Annotated in this window: 13 protein-coding genes; 1 reads left to right on the top strand and 12 read right to left on the bottom strand. The window is 70.6% G+C overall.

Annotated elements, in window-relative coordinates; all coding sequences use genetic code 11:
• Window positions 1–35 precede the first annotated feature (35 nt).
• The gene (locus ACIGFK_RS06545) at window positions 36–1637 is read left to right on the top strand and encodes a beta-N-acetylhexosaminidase (RefSeq protein ID WP_400050779.1); all 1602 of its coding nucleotides are present in this window, start codon (window positions 36–38) and stop codon (window positions 1635–1637) included.
• Between the two features lie 45 nt (window positions 1638–1682).
• Here ACIGFK_RS06545 and ACIGFK_RS06550 read toward each other — a convergent pair whose 3' ends face one another.
• From ACIGFK_RS06550 to ACIGFK_RS06605, 12 genes are all read right to left on the bottom strand, one after another.
• Window positions 1683–2216, bottom strand: coding sequence for a hypothetical protein (locus ACIGFK_RS06550; protein WP_400050781.1), 534 nt, complete (start codon window positions 2214–2216; stop codon window positions 1683–1685).
• Between the two features lie 2 nt (window positions 2217–2218).
• Complete coding sequence (locus tag ACIGFK_RS06555; protein ID WP_400050782.1) at window positions 2219–2968, bottom strand: hypothetical protein; 750 nt, start codon at window positions 2966–2968, stop codon at window positions 2219–2221.
• Between the two features lie 225 nt (window positions 2969–3193).
• Window positions 3194–4975, bottom strand: a complete 1782-nt coding sequence (locus ACIGFK_RS06560; protein ID WP_376660400.1) for an IucA/IucC family protein — start codon at window positions 4973–4975, stop codon at window positions 3194–3196.
• On the bottom strand, window positions 4972–5541 hold the full coding sequence (locus ACIGFK_RS06565) for a GNAT family N-acetyltransferase (RefSeq protein ID WP_376660399.1): 570 nt from the start codon (window positions 5539–5541) through the stop codon (window positions 4972–4974). The genes ACIGFK_RS06560 and ACIGFK_RS06565 overlap by 4 nt, the downstream gene beginning before the upstream one ends.
• Complete coding sequence (locus ACIGFK_RS06570; protein ID WP_376660398.1) at window positions 5538–6839, bottom strand: lysine N(6)-hydroxylase/L-ornithine N(5)-oxygenase family protein; 1302 nt, start codon at window positions 6837–6839, stop codon at window positions 5538–5540. The genes ACIGFK_RS06565 and ACIGFK_RS06570 overlap by 4 nt, the downstream gene beginning before the upstream one ends.
• Window positions 6823–8319: a pyridoxal phosphate-dependent decarboxylase family protein gene (locus ACIGFK_RS06575; RefSeq protein WP_386472342.1), complete on the bottom strand. Its 1497-nt coding sequence runs from the start codon at window positions 8317–8319 to the stop codon at window positions 6823–6825. The genes ACIGFK_RS06570 and ACIGFK_RS06575 overlap by 17 nt, the downstream gene beginning before the upstream one ends.
• Window positions 8320–8461: 142 nt before the next feature.
• Entirely contained in the window at window positions 8462–9373 is a 912-nt protein-coding gene (locus ACIGFK_RS06580) for a siderophore-interacting protein (protein WP_400050785.1), read from the bottom strand.
• 67 nt (window positions 9374–9440) lie between these two features.
• Window positions 9441–10475 carry an ABC transporter substrate-binding protein gene (locus ACIGFK_RS06585; protein WP_400050787.1) on the bottom strand — a complete coding sequence of 345 codons (1035 nt, stop codon included), beginning with the start codon at window positions 10473–10475 and terminating at the stop codon, window positions 9441–9443.
• Window positions 10476–10691: 216 nt separating this feature from the next.
• Window positions 10692–12623: a hypothetical protein gene (locus ACIGFK_RS06590; protein ID WP_400050789.1), complete on the bottom strand. Its 1932-nt coding sequence runs from the start codon at window positions 12621–12623 to the stop codon at window positions 10692–10694.
• A gap of 221 nt (window positions 12624–12844) precedes the next feature.
• Window positions 12845–14005: an acyl-CoA dehydrogenase family protein gene (locus ACIGFK_RS06595; RefSeq protein WP_386472350.1), complete on the bottom strand. Its 1161-nt coding sequence runs from the start codon at window positions 14003–14005 to the stop codon at window positions 12845–12847.
• Window positions 14006–14012: 7 nt separating this feature from the next.
• On the bottom strand, window positions 14013–14945 hold the full coding sequence (locus ACIGFK_RS06600; protein ID WP_400050791.1) for a hydroxymethylglutaryl-CoA lyase: 933 nt from the start codon (window positions 14943–14945) through the stop codon (window positions 14013–14015).
• Complete coding sequence (locus tag ACIGFK_RS06605) at window positions 14942–17065, bottom strand: acetyl-CoA carboxylase biotin carboxylase subunit (protein ID WP_400050793.1); 2124 nt, start codon at window positions 17063–17065, stop codon at window positions 14942–14944. Before ACIGFK_RS06605 ends, ACIGFK_RS06600 begins: the two co-directional genes overlap by 4 nt.
• Window positions 17066–17067: the final 2 nt, after the last annotated feature.

A 17067-nucleotide genomic window follows, 5' to 3' on the forward strand; every position in this document is an offset into this window, starting at 1 on the left:
CCACCGGGACGGGCCAGTTGGCCTATACCTGGGCCATGAGAGTCCTGCGACCGCGACGCACGCTCGCCGCTTTCCTCGGTGCCCTCCTCGCTGTGGGCGCCGCCTCCTCCTGCACCGCCGCCCGCGGCGACGACGCCAGGCCGGGAGGCGGGCGCCGGGCCGCGCTCACCCCCTTCGAGGCGCTCCTGCCCGCCCCCGTCTCCGCCCGGGCCGCGGGCCCCGGGTACGAAGTCGGCCCGGGCACGGTCGTCCGTACGCCGTGGGGCTCGGGCGAGGAGGTCCGCCGGGTCGCCGAGCTCCTGGCCGGACAGCTGCGCCGCCCGAGCGGGCTGCCGCTGCCGGTGGTCGACGGGGGCGGGGGCGGCGGGATCCGGCTGCGGATCGACGCGCGGGCCGAGGGCGTGGGGGAGGAGGGCTACCGGCTGGAGTCCCGCCCGGACGGGGTCACCCTGACCGCCCGCACCCCGGAGGGGCTCTTCCACGCGGGGCAGACGCTGCGGCAGCTGCTGCCCGTGGCCGGACCGGGGACGGTGCCGGGCGGGGAGATCACCGACGCGCCGCGGTTCGGGTACCGGGGGGCGATGGTGGACGTCGCCCGCCACTTCTTCACGGTGGAGCAGGTCAAGAGGTACGTGGACCAGCTCGCCCTGTACAAGGTCAACACCCTGCACGTGCACCTGACCGACGACCAGGGCTGGCGCCTGGCGGTCGACTCCTGGCCACGGCTCGCCGAGTACGGCGGCGGCAGCGAGGTCGGCGGCGGCCCCGGCGGCCACTGGACGAAGGACGAGTACCGGGAGCTCGTCGCCTACGCGGCGGAGCGGTACGTCGACCTGGTCCCGGAGATCGACATGCCGGGCCACGTGAACGCGGCGCTCGCCTCCTACCCGGAGCTCAACTGCGACGGGAAGGCCCCCGAGCGCTACACCGGCGTCAAGGTCGGCTTCAGCTCGCTCTGCGTCGGCAAGGAGCGGACGTACGAGTTCATCGACCAGGTCCTCGGCGAGCTCGCGGAGCTCACCCCGGGCCGCTACCTCCACATCGGCGGCGACGAGGCCCACTCCACCCCGGCGGCCGACTACGCGGCCTTCATGGACCGGGCCCAGGCGGTGGTGGCCCGCCACGGCAAGACGGTGGTGGCCTGGCACCAGCTGGCCGCGGCCCGCCCGGCACCGGGCGCGGTGCTCCAGTACTGGGGCCACGACCGCACGCCGGCGGCGGAGAAGGACCGGGTGGTGGCGGCGGCCGCGGCGGGCCATCCGCTGATCCTGTCCCCGGCGGACCGGCTCTACCTGGACATGAAGTACGACCTCACCACGAAGCCGGGCCTGGCCTGGGCCGGGCTCGTCCCGGTGAAGAAGTCGTACTCCTGGAACCCGGGCACCTACCTGCCCGGCGTCCCGGAATCCGCGGTCCTGGGCGTGGAGGCCCCGCTGTGGACGGAGACCATCGCGACCCGGGCCGACTGGGAGTTCATGGCCTTCCCGCGGCTGCTGAGCCTGGCGGAACTGGGCTGGTCCCCGGCGGGAGCGCTCGGCTGGGAGGCGTACCGGAACCGCCTGGCGGCGCAGGGCCCTCGGCTGGACGCCCAGGACATCCCCTTCTACCGGGCGCCGGACGTGCCGTGGGGGCAGTGAGGGGCGGGCGGAAGTGACGGGCGGGTGAGGTGACGGGCCAGGGGATCAGGGGCCCCAGCAGCTGGTCCTGGCCCCCTCGACGTCCGCGCCGACGGTGATCTCGAAGCCGGCACCGCCGGCGAACTCGGGACCGGCCTCCGGCCCGTAGAACTCGGCGATCCGTTCCGGCGTGACGAAGTGGACCCTGAGCTCCTTCGCTTCGCCGTCCCCGCCCTTCGTGAAGCACGAATCGACCTGCCGCATGCCGGGTACCGGATTGGGTTCGTACCGCCAGCCGTCGGCCTCCGCCGCCTTGCGGAAGTGGTCGAGCACCTCTTGGCGGGTTCCGGCGTAGACGTAACTGCGACTGGCGGTCAGATAGGCGTCGCCGCTGTCGTCCGCGCACTCGGAGAAGGCGGCGTCGCTCTTCGTGGGGGGCGTCGCGCCGGGCGGGGGCGAGGCGAGCAGCGGGAGCGACTCCAGCTCCTTCATGAGCGCGTCGGTCCCCTCACAGGTGGTGAAGGGGGACAGCAGCGAACAGCCGGTCAGCCCGCCGGCGAGGAGCACGGCCGACAGCAGCCACCGGATTCCCCGTTCCATCCTCAGAGCCCCTCGGCGGTGACGGTCTCGCTGTCGGCGGGTGGCCGGAGCTGGGTGACCGTCTCGAAGTCGTAGTAGGTGATCTCGGACCGGAGCCGACCGGTCTGGGTCCGCTTCAGCAGGTAGGGGCGGCCCTGCGCGGCAACGTAGTCGGTCACGGTGCCGCCCCCCGCCGCCCGATGCGTCAGCGTGACGGCGGGTTGCCCGTCGACGGTGGCGGAGGCTCCCCTGGTGATCTGCGGGTCCTGTTCCTCCAGCAGCATCGTGGGGTCGGAGAACCTGCATTCCTGGCCGATGCCCTTGGCTTCGGCCTGATCGGCGGTCAGTCTGATCCAGCGGCCGGCGGCCCGCTCGACCGCCGCGTCCTCCTGGGCCTTCGACCCCGTGAGGCTCGCCCGCCACGCTTCGGCGTCGAGCTTGGCGTGGACGACCTCGGGCGTGGCGTGGATCTCCGTTCTGCCGAGGCCTTCGCCGCTGAAGGTGCCCGCGCAGTCCACACGGGCGAAGGAGAAGTCGAGCGATCTGGTGACCCCGTCGCCCTCCAGCCGCGCCCGGACCTTCTTGAAATCCGCGGTGCGCGTGGTGTCGTAGGCGAGCTGCCGGATCTCCTCGGGCGTCTTGTCGGCATAGGAGTCGCCGGCGGAGGCCGCACGGCCCTTGCCGTCCGTGGCCGACTGGCCGGGCCCGCATGCCGCGAGGACGAGAGCGGCGAGGCAGGCGCCGATGGGCACGGCGGCGGTACGAGCGGACAAGGTGATCCCCCCTGGGACGAGTGCGCGGCAGGCGGGCAGGCTACACGGCGCCCGCAACGCGGCCACCGAACCCACCTGCCCCGACGCGGGCTTCGCCGCGAAGTCAGGGGCTGCGGGGGATGACCGGGCCGGACTCGTGGGCGGGGACGACGAGTCGGGCCCGGTCGCGGGAGACGGGCGGGAGGCCGAGGAACCGTATCGGCCTCCCGCCCGCTCCCCCCCCCGTCACCGCCGGGCGAAGGGCGCGACGGGGTTCTTGAGGGTGCCGATCAGCTGGAGCGCTGCGGACGGGTCGGCCAGGTCGACCATCTGCTTGTTGTTGCGCAGTTGGAGGCGGTTCAGGCAGGACAGCTGGAACTCGGGAGCGAAGAGGTCGTAGCGGGCGAAGCGGTCCGCCAGCGCCGGGACCGAGTCCTGGTAGTCGTGGGCGCAGTCGGCCACGGCCTTCCAGAAGGTGTCCTCCGTGCAGATGCCCTCCGAGGCGAGGATCGAGCCGAGGAAGCGGAAGAAGCAGTCGAAGACGTCCGTGAAGAGGGAGAGCAGCTTCATGTCTTCCGGGATGTCGGCCTTGATGCGCTCGACCGCGGGCGGGAGGACCGCGTCCGGGTCCATGACCACGATCTCCTCGGCGATGTCCTTGAAGACCGCCCGCTGCACGACGCCGTCCCTGATGACCAGGATGGTGTTCTCGCCGTGCGGCATGTACGCGAGGTCGTACCGGTAGAAGCAGTGCAGGAGGGGGAGGAGGTACGCGCGGAGGTACGGCTTCAGCCACTCGGCGGGGGTGAGGCCCGATTCCTCGATCAGCGCGCCGACGAATGACCTGCCCTCCGCGTCCACGTGGAGGAGGGAGGCCATCGTGGCGAGGCGCTCCCCGTCCTGGAGCCCGTTCACCGGGGACTCGCGCCACAGTGCGGCCAGCATCTTGCGGTACGGCGAGTAGCGGTCCGTCGCGCGCTCGTACTGGCGGTGGTGGTAGCCGATCGCCGCCCGCTCCCGGATGATCGAGAAGTCGACGGACCGGAGGACCGGATCCACCTCGATCAGGCGGTGCAGCCAGTCGTTGATGGCCGGGGTGGCCTCCATGTACGCGGCGGAGAGGCCGCGCATGAAGCCCATGTTGAGGACCGAGACGGCCGTCTTGACGTAGTGCTTGGCGGGGGTCGTGGTGTTGAAGAACGTACGGATCGACTGCTGCGGCAGGTAGGCGTCGGCGCCCTCGCCCAGCAGGACCAGGCGGCGGTTGGCGATCTCGGCCGCGAAGGTGACCGTCGTCTTGTTCCACCACTGCCAGGGGTGGACGGGGAAGAGGTGGTAGTCCGCGAGGTCCAGGCCGAGGGCGGTCAGTTTGGCCGCGAAGCCGGCGATCGCCGCCTCGCCGAGCTCCTCGCGCATGAACGAGTCGTGGTCCAGGCCCTCGCCCGCCGTGAAGGTGGACACGTCCTTGCGGGCCGCCACCCACACCAGGTGGACCGGGCTCGCCGTCTCCGGGGCGTACGCGAGGTACTCGTGCACGCCGAAGCCGAGGCGGCCGTTGTTGGCGACGAAGCAGGGGTGGCCCTCGGTCATGCCCGTCTCGATGTCCTGGAAGGAGGACTTGGCGAGGACCGAGGAGGAGAGCTGGGGCTTCGTGTACTTGAAGCCGGTGCCCGCCAGGGTGGAGGAGATCTCCTCCAGGTAGACCGGCAGGACTTCGGGGCTCAGGCCCAGGGCCTGCCGGAACTCGATGAGGAAGTCGAGGGCGTCGAGCTCGAGTGCCGTGCCCTCGCCGTGGCGGGTGATCGAGGTCTCGTCCACCGCCCAGTGGTCCAGCGCGTGGAGGGTGGCCCGGAAGCGGTACTCCACCGCGGAGTCGTCGCTGCGGACCGAGTACCAGGAGTCCCCGAGCGGGGTGGGGGTCAGCAGGCGTTCGTGGGAGAACTCCGCGAGGGCCTTGCGGACCAGGGCGCGGTTCGCCCGGGCCCACAGCTCCGGGGAGAGGTGGGAGACGGCGTCGGCGAGGCTCATATCGTGGCCGCCTCGAACTGCGCGCGGGTGCAGAAGCTGAGGAGGGCTTCCTTCTCCGGCTTGCGGACCGGGCCGTCGGGGACGAAGCCCACCGCCTCGTTGAGGGCGTGCACCGCCGTGTTGCGGACGTCCGGCTCGACCACGACCCGGTGGGTGGAGGGGTCGGAGAACAGGTACGACATGACCGTCGTGATCACCGCGCGGGTGAAGCCGGCGATGGGGGTGTCGGTCGGGGCTACGAGGAAGTGCATGCCGACGTCGCCCGGCCGGGGGTCGTACAGGCCCACCAGTTCGAGGTGAGCGGGGTCGTAGCTCTCCATCAGGAAGGCGGGCCGGCCCTCGTGGAGGCCGATGAAGGCCTGGTGGTGCTCGGCGGCGGAAATGCGCATGTACTCGCGCTCCACGTCCGGCAGCGAGGCGTCCTGCATCATCCAGAACGAGGCCTTGGGGTGGGTGACCCAGCCGTGCAGCAGCTCCGCGTCCGAGAAGGGGTCCAGCGGGCGGATCGAGAACGTGCCGAGGGCGGCGTCCTCACGGGTGAAGAGGGTGTTCGTGGTGGTGCTCATGCTGCCGTGCCTTCCGGGGCTGCGAACTGCTGGAACGCGATGGACTTCTCGACCTTGTAGTGCTCGCGGCCGAGGAGCTCGCCGACGATGTACGCGTTGCGGTACGCGGCCATGCCCAGGTCGGGCGAGGTCAGGGAGTGGTTGTGCGTGGTGCCGTTCTGGAGGTAGATCCCGCGCCCGGTGGTGTCCACGCTGTAGTTGCGGGCGGCGTCCAGGCGGCCGTGGCCGTCGAAGACCAGGCGGTCGTGGACGGGGGCGAGGAAGTCCGGGATGCGGTACCTGTAGCCCGTGGCCAGGACCAGTCCCTCGGTGCCGAGGGTGAAGTCCCGCTCCTGCTCCTCCTGGCGCAGACCCAGGGTGTAGGTACCCGTGGTGGTGTCGTATGCCGTGGAACGGAGGGAGGTGTTGGTGAGCAGCGTGGTCGGGACGGCCCCCGGCATGCTGATCCTCTTCTGGTAGAGCAGGTCGAAGATGGCGTTGATGAGCTCGCCGTCGATGCCCTTGAAGAGGTTCTTCTGCTGGGTCTCCAGGCGGTAGCGGGTCTCCTCCGGGAGGGCGTGGAAGTAGTCCACGTACTCCGGGGAGGTCATCTCCAGCGTCAGCTTCGTGTACTCGAGGGGGAAGAAGCGGGGCGAGCGGGTCACCCAGTTGAGCTGGTAGCCGTACGTGTCGATCTCCGCGAGGAGGTCGTGGTAGATCTCGGCGGCGCTCTGGCCCGAGCCGATCAGGGTGATGGACTTCTTGCGCTGGAGCTCCGCCTTGTTCTGCATGTAGGAGGAGTTGTGGAGGAAGTCCCCGCCGAGGTTCGCGCAGGCCTCGGGCAGGTGCGGCGGGGTGCCGGTGCCGAGGACCAGGCGGCGGGCCCGGTGGGTCCCGCCCTGGTCGGTGCGGACCTCGTAGAGGCCGGCCCGCTCGTCGTAGGTGACCTCGGTGACGGACGTGGAGTACAGGACGTTGTCGAGGCGGTCGGCGGCCCAGCGGCAGTAGTCGTTGTACTCGGCCCGCAGCGGGTAGAAGTTCTCCCGGATGTAGAAGGAGTACAGCCGGTCCTTGTCCTTCAGGTAGTTCAGGAAGGAGAAGGGCGAGGTCGGGTCGGCGAGGGTGACCAGGTCCGACATGAACGGCGTCTGCAGGTGCGCGCCGTCCAGGAACATTCCGGCGTGCCACTCGAAGTGCGGCTTGGACTCGATGAAGAGGCCGTCGAGCTCGTCGATCGGGGCGGTCAGGCAGGCGAGTCCCAGATTGAAGGGACCGAGGCCGATTCCGATGAAGTCGTGGGGCTTAACGGTGGACGGCAAGGGATTCTCCCAGGAACTGCGCGGCGTGGGCGGCGAGGAGGTCGAGGACGGCCTCGATGTCGGCCGTCGTGGTCTGCGGGTTGAGCAGGGTGAACTTCAGGTACTGGTCCCCGTCCACCTTGGTGCCGGCCACGACGGCCTCACCTGAGGCGAACAGGGCCTTGCGGGCGTGGAGGTTGGCCTCGTCGACCAGGTCGGCGCGGATGTCCGCACCGCCCTCGGGGACGTAGCGGAAGACCAGGGTGGAGATCTGCGGGCGGACGACGACCTCGAAGCGCGGGTCTGCGGCGATGACCTCGTAGCCCGCCGCGGCCAGGTCGACGACCTCGTCGAAGAGCGAGCCGACTCCGTCGGCGCCCATGACGCGCAGGGTCATCCAGAGCTTGAGCGCGTCGAAGCGGCGCGTGGTCTGGATGGACTTGTCGACCTGGTTGGGGATGCGCTCCTCGGCCATCCGGCGGGTGTTGAGGTAGTCCGCGTGGTACGTGGCGTGCTTCAGCGTGTCGCGGTCGCGCACCAGCATGGCGCTGGAGCTGACCGGCTGGAAGAAGGACTTGTGGTAGTCGACCGTGACCGAGTCGGCGTGCTCGATGCCGTCGAGGAGGTGCCGGCGGGTGGGGGAGACCAGCAGTCCGCAGCCGTACGCGGCGTCCACGTGCATCCACGCGGAGTGCTCGGCGGCCAGCTGGGCGATCTCGGGGAGCGGGTCGATGGACCCGAAGTCGGTGGTGCCGGCGGTGGCGACGACGGCCATGGGGAAGAGGCCCTCGGCGGCGCAGGACTCCAGCTCCAGGGCGAGGAGCGAGGTGTCCATGCGGCGGGCCCGGTCGACCGGGACGGCGATGACGGCCTCGTAGCCGAGCCCGAGCATGGCGGCCGACTTCTTCACGCTGAAGTGGCTGGCCTCGGAGGTGAAGATGCGCAGCTTCGGGAGCAGTTCGGCCTTGGTGAGCTCGTGTCCCTCCGCCATCGCCCGCTGCATGACGATGCGGCAGGCCTCGTCACGGGCGAGGAGCAGCGCGTGGAAGTTGGACTGGCTGCCGCCGGAGGTGAAGACGCCGTCCGCGGCCGGGCCGAGGCCGATCCGCTGGGCGGTCCAGTCGATCAGGCGGCGCTCGATGAGCGTGCCGCCGATGGACTGGTCCCAGGTGTCGAGGGAGGAGTTGACGGCCGACAGGACGGCCTCGCCGAGCACCGCCGGGATGACGACCGGGCAGTTGAGGTGGCCGAGGTAGCGCGGGTGGTGGAAGTACACCGCGTCCCGCAGGTACACCTCCTCGAGCTCGTCGAGGGCGGCGGCCGGGTCGTCGAGCGGCTTGTCGAGGTCGATCCCGTTGATGACGGGGGCGAGTTCGTCGACCGATATGCCGGTGTGAGGCCGCTGCGTGCCCGCGAGTTTGGCGGCGACGCGTTCGACTCCCTGGGTGACGGAACGCCGGTAGAGGTCCGCGGTCGTCTCATTCAGCAGATGCGAGCGCATCAACTTTCCTCCGGGCAGGGAGAGTGGGGAGTGGGGGTGATGAACTTAGGTTAGCCTAACCTAAGTTCAATGACAAAGAGAGATGGGCCCCGGCGGAAAGCCGGGGCCCATCTCTCGAATGCCCTGTGACGTGCGCGAATTGCTACAGCTCGGAGGTCGGCTCCTCGCTGGGGGCCTGGCCCGCGTAGGCCTCGGCCAGGAGCTGTTCCTCACTCGCGCCGAGCCGCCAGTAGCCGGTGAAGCGCACCGAGCGGCGGTCGACGGACCGTTCCTGCACGAAGTGGCGCCGGGTCGCGCGAACGGTGCCCGCCTCGCCCGCCAGCCAGACGTACGGGGCTGCGGCGGCCGGCACGTCCGCGGAGCGGAGCGCGCCCAGTACCCGGTCGGTGCGGTCGCGGCCGTCGCTCCGGCGCACGATCCAGGTGATGTCGGCGTCCGCGGCCGTCTGCAGCGGCAGCCGGTCGTCCTCGTGCGGGACCTCGAACCAGGCCCGCACCGGAATCCCTTCCGTCAGCCGTTCCAGGATCGCGGCCGCGGCCGGCAGGGCGGTCTCGTCCGCGTACATCCAGACCGCGTCGGCGGCCGGCGGCGGCTGGAACCGTACGGACTTGTTCTCCGCGACGGCCGGGCCGATCGCCAGGATCCGGCGGCCGGTCACCGCCCGCCCGGCCCAGCGGGAGGCGGGGGACGCATCGCCGTGCAGGACGAAGTCGATGTCGACCTCGTCCACGCCCTCGGGCGTACGGCGCTGGTCGCGCACCGTGTAGGACCGCATCACCGGACGGTCCTCGTCCGGCATCCCGCGCCAGGCTCCGAACCAGGTGTCCTCGTCCGTCGACGGGAGCACGGTGTGCTCCCGCCCGTCGGGCGGCAGGAAGAGCGAGAGGCTCTGGTCGAAGCCGCCCGAGCGGAAGTCCGCGAGGGATGCGCCGCCGAACGTGACGCGCAGGAACGAACGGCCGAGGCGGCGGGTGCGCAGCACTTCGAGCTCGAAGAACCGGAAGTGCGCGGTCTCCGCTGCGGCGTCGGCCGTGTCGGGCGCGGTGGCGGTCATGCGGTGGTCCCCCCTGGGTGTGGTCCTGGTTCAGCGGTGTTCGGCCGGTTCAGCCGAGTCGGCCGGGTCAGCTGACCTTCTTGGCGTTCTGGATGGACTTCGCGAGGTCCTCGAGGATCTGTGCGCACTTGGCGTACGAGTAGATCGGCTCGGTCACGCGCGGGGTGATCTGGCCGGCCTTGACGGCGGGCAGCTCGGCCCACGTGGCCTTCGCCTTCAGCTCCTCCGGCTGCAGGGTGCCGGTGCGGTTGTCGAGCAGGACCACGTCGGCCTTGTACTTGCCGGCGTTCTCCCAGCTGAGGCTCTCGAAGAAGCCGCCCTCGTCCAGCTTGTCCGGGGTGACGAACTCGACGCCGAGGGACTTGAAGTACTTCAGGTCGGCCGAGGTGTCCGGGGTGGAGGCGTAGAACAGGTCGGCGGAGCCGGAGCCGACGAGCACCTTGATGCCCGGGTTGGCCTTGGTGGCCTCGCGCAGCTTCGCGGCGGCGGCCTCGAAGCGGGCCTTGGCGTCGACGGTGTTCTTGGCGTTCATGTCGGCGCCGAGGGACTTGGCGAGGTCCGCGGTGCGCTCCAGGGCCTTGTCGAGGGTGACGTCGCCGCCGACCTTGATCGCGGCGGCGGGGGCCAGCTTCAGGATCTTGTCCTTGGAGGCCTCCGGCACGTACCAGTAGGTGCCGTCCCAGGTGTTGGTGACCAGCAGGTCGGGCTGGAGGGCCGCGTACTTCTCGACGTTGAACTCGTCGTAGACGTTGCCGAGGATCTCCACCTTCGAGATGTCCATCGAGCCGGCCTGGACGTCGGGCTTGCCGTCCGCGGTCCTGGTCGGGCCGAACACGCCCTTGACCGGGATGCCGTAGTCGTACAGCGCGGCGGCGGTGCCGGTGAAGGCGACGATGTTCTTCGGCTTCGCCTTGGTGCTGACCGGCTTGCCGAGGTCGTCCGTGAAGGACCAGGCGCCCGAGGCCGCCGAGCCCTTGTCGCCCGCACCGTCCTTCGCCTCGTCGGTGCCGCCGCATGCGGCGAGTGCCGCGACCAGGCCGAGGGCGCCGCCGGCCGCGATGACTCCGCGGCGGGTGAAGGGGGAGATGCGGGACTTGGGCATGTCGGTGTCCGATTTCGTGCGTGCCGGTGGCCACTGGGCCGTTCGGAGGGAAGGTTAGCCTAACCTTGGCTAAAATTGGTAAGGGGGACCTAACGTTCCTTGCGGTGTGTCCGGCTCCGCACGCGGAGAGGGCCTTCCGTCGGTGACGGAAGGCCCTCTCTGTCAGTCATGGCCGGAGCGGATCCGGCCTCGGCCGGGATGGCCGGGGCGGCCGGATCAGAGGCCGTTGTTGATGGTGATGTTGGAGTTCTCGGTGCCGCAGGTGCTGGTCGCGCTGTTGTGGGTGGCGTCACCCGAGTAGGTCGCCAGCCACTTGTACTCACCCTGGTTGGCGGCGTTGATGTAGAAGTTGGTGTTGTTGGTCTGGGCCGTGCCGTTCGACAGCGTGCCGGTCCAGGTGCCCACCTTGTTGGTGCTGCAGTTGTTGTTGTTCGGGCCGTACAGGTCGAAGGTGACCGTTCCCGTGGGCTGACCGCCGAAGTTGGCCGAGACCGTGGCCGTGTCCTGCGGGAGGAACCGCTGGCGGGTGAGGATGTTCGCCGGGGCCTTGCCCACGGTCAGGGGCTCGTCGGTGCAGGCGCTCACCGCCGGCATGTTGTTGGCGTCACCGCTGTAGCTGGCCTGCCAGTAGAACGTGCCGATCTGGTTGAACTGCACCGCGGCCGAGTTCGGGACGACCCCGTTGGTGACCGTCACGGGGTTGCCGGCCTGGACCCTGTTCAGCGTGCAGGCCGCGTCCGTGTAGTAGGCGTACGTGACCGTTCCGCCCGCGTTGCCGGTTGCGCCGCTGAGGCTGGCCGAGTCGTGCACGAAGTCACCGATGGTGGCCGTGGTGATCGGGTTTCCCTGGGCGTCGAGGAGCTGGGTGTTGATCGACGGGGCGGTCCGTCGGACCACGGTCGTCTCGTCGGCGTCCCGGCAGGAGGTGGCGGCGGGCTGGTTGTTCGCGTCGCCGGTGTACGAGGCGGTCCAGTAGTAGGTGCCGGCGGCCGTCGTGGTGAACCCCGGGTTGGTGGTGTACTGGCCGGGGCCGTTGACCGCGATCGGGCCGAAGCTCTGGACCAGAGCCGTGCAGGTCGAGTTGCTGTAGAGGTTGAACGTGATGCTGCCGCCCGCGTTGGCGGAGGCGCCGCCCAGCGTCGCGGTGTCGTTGATGGTGTCACCGACCGTCGCCTCGGGCGTGGCGGAGGTGATCAACGAGGTGCAGTTGGTGATCTGCACCGGCTCGGGCGAAATGAAGTCCTTCAGCTCGGAGTTGAACGAGTCCGAGGAGCGGCTCTTCACGTAGGCGGAGCCGAAGGTCGTGCAGGAGCTGCCCGACGGGAAGAGCGCGCTGTACGAGATCGCCGCCTCGCCGAACGTGAACGGGGCGAGGGCGGTCGGGCTGAGTCCGCCGGTCTGGTTGGCGGGGATCGAGGTGGTGTTGACCGAGCCCACCGCCAGCGGGTTCGACGTACCGCTGATGACCGTCGGCGAACCCCAGGCCGAGCCGCTCCAGGTGCGGATGGAGATGGTCGGGACGGTGCCGCCGTTGGAGAGGTCGTAGGTGATCAGCTTGTCGCCGATGGTGCGGACCGGGGTCTCGGGCGGCACGTTGGACCCGTTGTTCGCGCAGTTCGTGGGAACCTTCGTCAGGTCGCAGAACTTCTGGTTCAGCTCGAAGTCCATGTTCGTTGTGCCCTGCGGGTTGTTGACCCGCTGCCAGAACAGCTCCAGGAACTTCGGCGTCGTGTTCTGCTCCGTGAACACGCCGAAGTTCTTCAGGTCGCTCTTGTTCGGCGGGATCGAGCCGAACACGATGGTCGGGTTCGGGTCGTCCTCCTTCGAGCCCTGGCCGAAGGCGTCGTCGCTGCTTCCGCTGGGCCGGTCGGCCTTCACCAGGACCCCGCTGCGGAACGAGCTGTTGCTGCCGCCGGTGAGCCAGTCGATGCAGGAGACACCACCGTTGACGACCAGGTTCGCGTTGAGGTCGATCTCGAAGCGGCTGTTGTCGAGGGCCGTCGCCGTCGTGCACAGCTGGACCGCCGCCATCGCCTGGGCGTTCAGCGCCGCCGGCGCCGTGAGCGAAGCGGCGAGCGTAGCTGTGACGAGAGCTGCCCTGAGCCGTCGGCTCCTCCGGAGCGGGGGCGGCTGCACGGAACTGATCACCTGGGGTTCTCCTCATGTGCTTGAGGCCGGAGCGCGCCCACCGGCACCCCGGTCCCCGGACTGAGGCCGGGACCAGGGGCAGCGCGCAGCGAGGAAGCTAACACCGGCAAATTGCACATACACGGCAACACTCTGTTATCCCGGAATACCGTGACTAGTCACCCAATACGCCAAAAAGCGGCCCGCGTGGGGGCGCGGGCCGCTTCGAACCTGGGGCGGGGTCAGCCGGTGAAGCCCAGCTCACGGGCGATCAGCATGCGCTGGACCTCGCTCGTGCCCTCGCCGATCTCGAGGATCTTCGAGTCCCGCCACATGCGGGCCACCGGGTACTCGTTCATGAATCCGTAGCCGCCGTGGATCTGGGTCGCCTCGCGGGCGTTGTCGACGGCGACCGTCGAGGAGTACAGCTTCGCGATCGCCGCCTCCTTCTTGAACGGCTCCCCGGCCACCAGCCGGGAGGCCGCGTCGCGCCAGCCGATGCGGGCCATGTGGGCGCGCATCTCCATGTCGGCCAGCTTGAACTGGATGGCCTGGTTGTCGCCGATGGCCTTGCCGAAGGCGTGACGCTCCTTCGCGTACTTCACCGACTCGTCCACGCAGCCCTGCGCCAGGCCCGTGGCCAGCGCCGAGATGGCGATCCGGCCCTCGTCGAGGATCCGCAGGAACTGGGCGTAGCCGCGGCCCTCCGCGCCGACCAGGTTGGCGAGCGGGACCCGTACGTCGTCGAAGGACAGCTCGCGGGTGTCCGAGGAGTTCCAGCCGACCTTCGAGTAGGGGGCGGCCACCGTGAAGCCCGGGGTGCCGGACGGGACGATGATCGAGGAGATCTCCGGGCGGCCGTCCGCCTTGCGGCCCGTCACGGCGGTGACGGTGACCAGGCCGGTGATGTCCGTGCCGGAGTTGGTGATGAAGCACTTCGAGCCGTTGATGACCCACTCGTCGCCGTCGCGCACGGCGGTGGTGCGGGTGCCGCCCGCGTCGGAGCCCGCGCCGGGCTCCGTCAGGCCGAAGGCGCCGAGGATCTCGCCGGAGCACATCTTCGGCAGCCAGGTCTGCTTCTGCTCCTCGGAGCCGAAGAGGTAGATCGGCATGGCGCCGAGGGAGACCCCGGCCTCCAGGGTGATGGCGACCGAGGAGTCGACCCGGGCCAGCTCCTCGAGGGCGATGCCGAGGGCGAGGTAGTCGCCGCCCATGCCGCCGTACTCCTCGGGGAAGGGCAGGCCGAACAGGCCCATGCGGCCCATCTCGGCGACGATCTCGTACGGGAACTCGTGCCGCTCGTACAGGTCGCCGATCTTCGGCGCGACCACGTCGTGCGCGAACGCCTCGACGGTGCGGCGGAGTTCCTCGTGCTCGGGGGTGAGCCGGTGGTCGAGGGACATGTTCTCGTTACTCCTTGTGGGAGAGGGCGCGGACGGTACGGGAGGGGCTGGGACGGCCCAGCCGTTCGGCCATCCACACGCTCGTGGCGGTGAGGGCGGCCAGGTCGACCCCGGTCTCGATGCCGAGGCCGTCGAGCATCCACACCAGGTCCTCGGTCGCGAGGTTGCCGGTGGCGCTCTTCGCGTACGGGCACCCGCCGAGGCCGCCCGCGGAGGCGTCGACGGTGGTCACGCCGTGCTGGAGCGCGGCGAGGGTGTTGGAGAGGGCCTGGCCGTAGGTGTCGTGGAAGTGCACGCCGATGCGGTCGGTGGCGACGCCCGCCTCGTTGAGGGCGCTCAGCAGCTGCTGGACGTGGCCGGGGGTGGCGACGCCGATGGTGTCGCCGAGGCTCAGCTCGTCACAGCCGAGGTCGAGCAGGGCCTTCGCGACGGAGACCACCTGGTGGACCGGGACGGGGCCCTCCCAGGGGTCGCCGAAGCACATGGAGAGATAGCCGCGGACATGCGCCCCGCCCTCCTTCGCGCGGGCCACGACGGGCTCGAACATCGCGAGGGACTCGGCCACGGTCCGGTTCAGGTTCCGGGAGGCGAAGGTCTCGGTCGCCGAACCGAAGACCGCGATACGGGTGGCCCCGAGCGCGAGCGCACGGTCCAGGCCCCGCTCGTTGGGCACGAGGACGGGCAGGGCGGCCTCCACGTCGCCGAGCAGCGGGAACAGCTGCTCGGCGTCGGCCAGCTGGGGGACCCACTTGGGGTGCACGAAGCTGGTCGCCTCGATGGTGGTCAGCCCGGCGGCGGCCAGGCGGTGGACGAACTCCGCCTTCACCTCCGTGGGGACGGCCGTCTTCTCGTTCTGGAGCCCGTCCCGGGCCCCGACCTCGTGGATCCGGACCCGGGCCGGCAGGCCGGGGGCCGGCACGTTCATGGGCAGCCGGTTCATGCGCCCTCCTCCTCGTCCGGGGTGACGACGGCCAGGACCTGGTCCATGGCGACGGTGGTGCCGGGCGAGACGTCCAGCTCCGTGACGGTGCCGGCGTGCGGGGCGGAGATGACGTGCTCCATCTTCATCGCCTCGACGACGAGCAGGCTCTGACCGGCCGTCACCTTGTCCCCGACGGCCACCTTGACGACCGTGACGGTGCCGGGCATGGGGGCGGCGAGGGTGTCCGCGCCGGTCCGGGTCCCGCCGCTCAGGTTCGCCTCGACCGGGTCGTACGCCTGGACGTGCCAGGAGTCGGCGTCGCGGCCGAGCCAGGTCCCCTCCGGGGAGGTGGCGTGGCTGAACCGGTGCGTGACTCCGTCGAGTTCGATGGTGAGGTGGTCCGGGGTGAGGCTGACGATCCGGCTGCGGGCCGGTGCGCCGGGGCTCCGCCCCGGACCCCGCGCCTCAAACGCCGCCGAGGCTGGATCCGGGCTCGTGCCGTCTGAGATGAGCAGCTCGGTGCTCGCGTCCAGAGGGCGGGTACGGACTTCCACCGGGTCCTGGCCGGGGAGCCGGAAGTGGTGCACGGTCCAGGCGGGCGTCCCGCCGAGGCGCCACCCGTCGGCGGCGTCGAACGGGTCGACCCAACCACCCGTCCCCGCCGGGGCGTACCCACCCGGCCCCGCCGGCGTTTGAGGCGCGGGTCCGGGCAGAGCCCGGTTTCGGGGGAAAGAAGCCTTGAGCAGCGCAGCCGCCGCGTACACCTCGGCCGGGACGCCCTCCGGCAGCAGGGTCGGGAGGTCGCGCTCGACCAGGCCGGTGTCCAGGTCGCCGGACACCACGTCGGGGTGGGCCAGCAGCCTCCGCAGGAACCCGGCGTTGGTCTGGACGCCCAGGATCACGGTGTCGGCCAGGGCGCCGCGCAGCAGGCGCAGCGCGGTGGCGCGGTCCGGCCCGTGGACGATGACCTTCGACAGCATCGGGTCGTACGTCGACCCCACCGGCACGCCCGCCGTCAGGCCGGAGTCGGTGCGCACCGGCCCGCCGTTCGGCTCCGACAGGGCCAGGACCGTACCGCCGGACGGCAGGAACCCCCGCGCCGGGTCCTCCGCGCAGACGCGGGCCTCGATCGCGTGCCCGGTCAGCCGGATCTCGTCCTGGGTGACGGGCAGGGCCTCGCCGGAGGCGACCCGCAGCTGCTGCTCCACCAGGTCCAGGCCGGTGATCAGCTCGGTCACCGGGTGCTCGACCTGGAGGCGGGTGTTCATCTCCATGAAGAAGTAGGAGGACGGGTCCCCGCCCGGGACGATGAACTCCACCGTGCCCGCGCCGACGTACCCGCAGGAGCGGGCCGCGTCGACCGCCGCCGCGCCCATCGCCGCGCGGGTTTTCTCGTCGAGGAGCACCGAGGGGGCCTCCTCGATGACCTTCTGGTGCCGGCGCTGGAGCGAGCACTCGCGCTCGCCCAGGTGGACCACGTTCCCGTGGGCGTCGGCCAGCACCTGGATCTCGATGTGCCGGGGCCGGTCGATCCACCGCTCCACGAGCAGCGTGTCGTCGCCGAAGGAGGAGCGGGCCTCGCGGCGGGCCGCCGCGATCTCCTCGGCCAGCACCGCCTCGTCGCGCACGAGGCGCATGCCCTTGCCGCCGCCGCCCGCCGAGGGCTTCAGGAGCACCGGCATGCCGATCTCCGAGGCGGCCGCGACCAGTTCGGCGTCGGACAGGCCGCTGCCCGAGGAGCCGGGGACCACGGGAACGCCCGCCGCCTTCACCGTCTCCTTGGCGCGGATCTTGTCGCCCATGAGCGAGATGGCGGAGGCGGGCGGCCCGATGAAGGCCAGCCCGGCGTCGGTGCAGGCGGCCGCGAAGGCCGCGTTCTCGGCGAGGAAGCCGTAGCCCGGGTGGACGGCCTCGGCGCCCGTCCGCTTCGCGGCGTCCAGGAGCCGCTCCACCGACAAGTAGCTCTCGGCGGCGGCGGCCGGGCCGATGCGGACGGCCGTGTCGGCCTCCCGTACGTGGCGGGCGTCGGCGTCGGCGTCGCTGAACACGGCCACGGAGCGGATGCCGAGCTCCCGCAGGGTGCGGATGACCCGGACCGCGATCTCGCCGCGGTTGGCGACCAGAACAGTGCTGAACATCA

This window comes from Streptomyces sp. NPDC085524 (assembly GCF_044541755.1).
Taxonomy (GTDB): Bacteria; Actinomycetota; Actinomycetes; order Streptomycetales; family Streptomycetaceae; genus Streptomyces.

Excerpts from the sequence above, each read along its gene's own strand:
- ACIGFK_RS06545 (WP_400050779.1), top strand. The coding sequence starts at position 36 with ATGAGAGTCCTGCGACCGCGACGCACGCTCGCCGCTTTCCTCGGTGCC.
- ACIGFK_RS06550 (WP_400050781.1), bottom strand. The coding sequence starts at position 2,216 with ATGGAACGGGGAATCCGGTGGCTGCTGTCGGCCGTGCTCCTCGCCGGC.
- ACIGFK_RS06560 (WP_376660400.1), bottom strand. The coding sequence starts at position 4,975 with ATGAGCCTCGCCGACGCCGTCTCCCACCTCTCCCCGGAGCTGTGGGCC.
- ACIGFK_RS06565 (WP_376660399.1), bottom strand. The coding sequence starts at position 5,541 with ATGAGCACCACCACGAACACCCTCTTCACCCGTGAGGACGCCGCCCTC.
- ACIGFK_RS06575 (WP_386472342.1), bottom strand. The coding sequence starts at position 8,319 with ATGCGCTCGCATCTGCTGAATGAGACGACCGCGGACCTCTACCGGCGT.
- ACIGFK_RS06580 (WP_400050785.1), bottom strand. The coding sequence starts at position 9,373 with ATGACCGCCACCGCGCCCGACACGGCCGACGCCGCAGCGGAGACCGCG.
- ACIGFK_RS06585 (WP_400050787.1), bottom strand. The coding sequence starts at position 10,475 with ATGCCCAAGTCCCGCATCTCCCCCTTCACCCGCCGCGGAGTCATCGCG.
- ACIGFK_RS06595 (WP_386472350.1), bottom strand. The coding sequence starts at position 14,005 with ATGTCCCTCGACCACCGGCTCACCCCCGAGCACGAGGAACTCCGCCGC.
- ACIGFK_RS06600 (WP_400050791.1), bottom strand. The coding sequence starts at position 14,945 with ATGAACCGGCTGCCCATGAACGTGCCGGCCCCCGGCCTGCCGGCCCGG.
- ACIGFK_RS06605 (WP_400050793.1), bottom strand. The coding sequence starts at position 17,065 with ATGTTCAGCACTGTTCTGGTCGCCAACCGCGGCGAGATCGCGGTCCGG.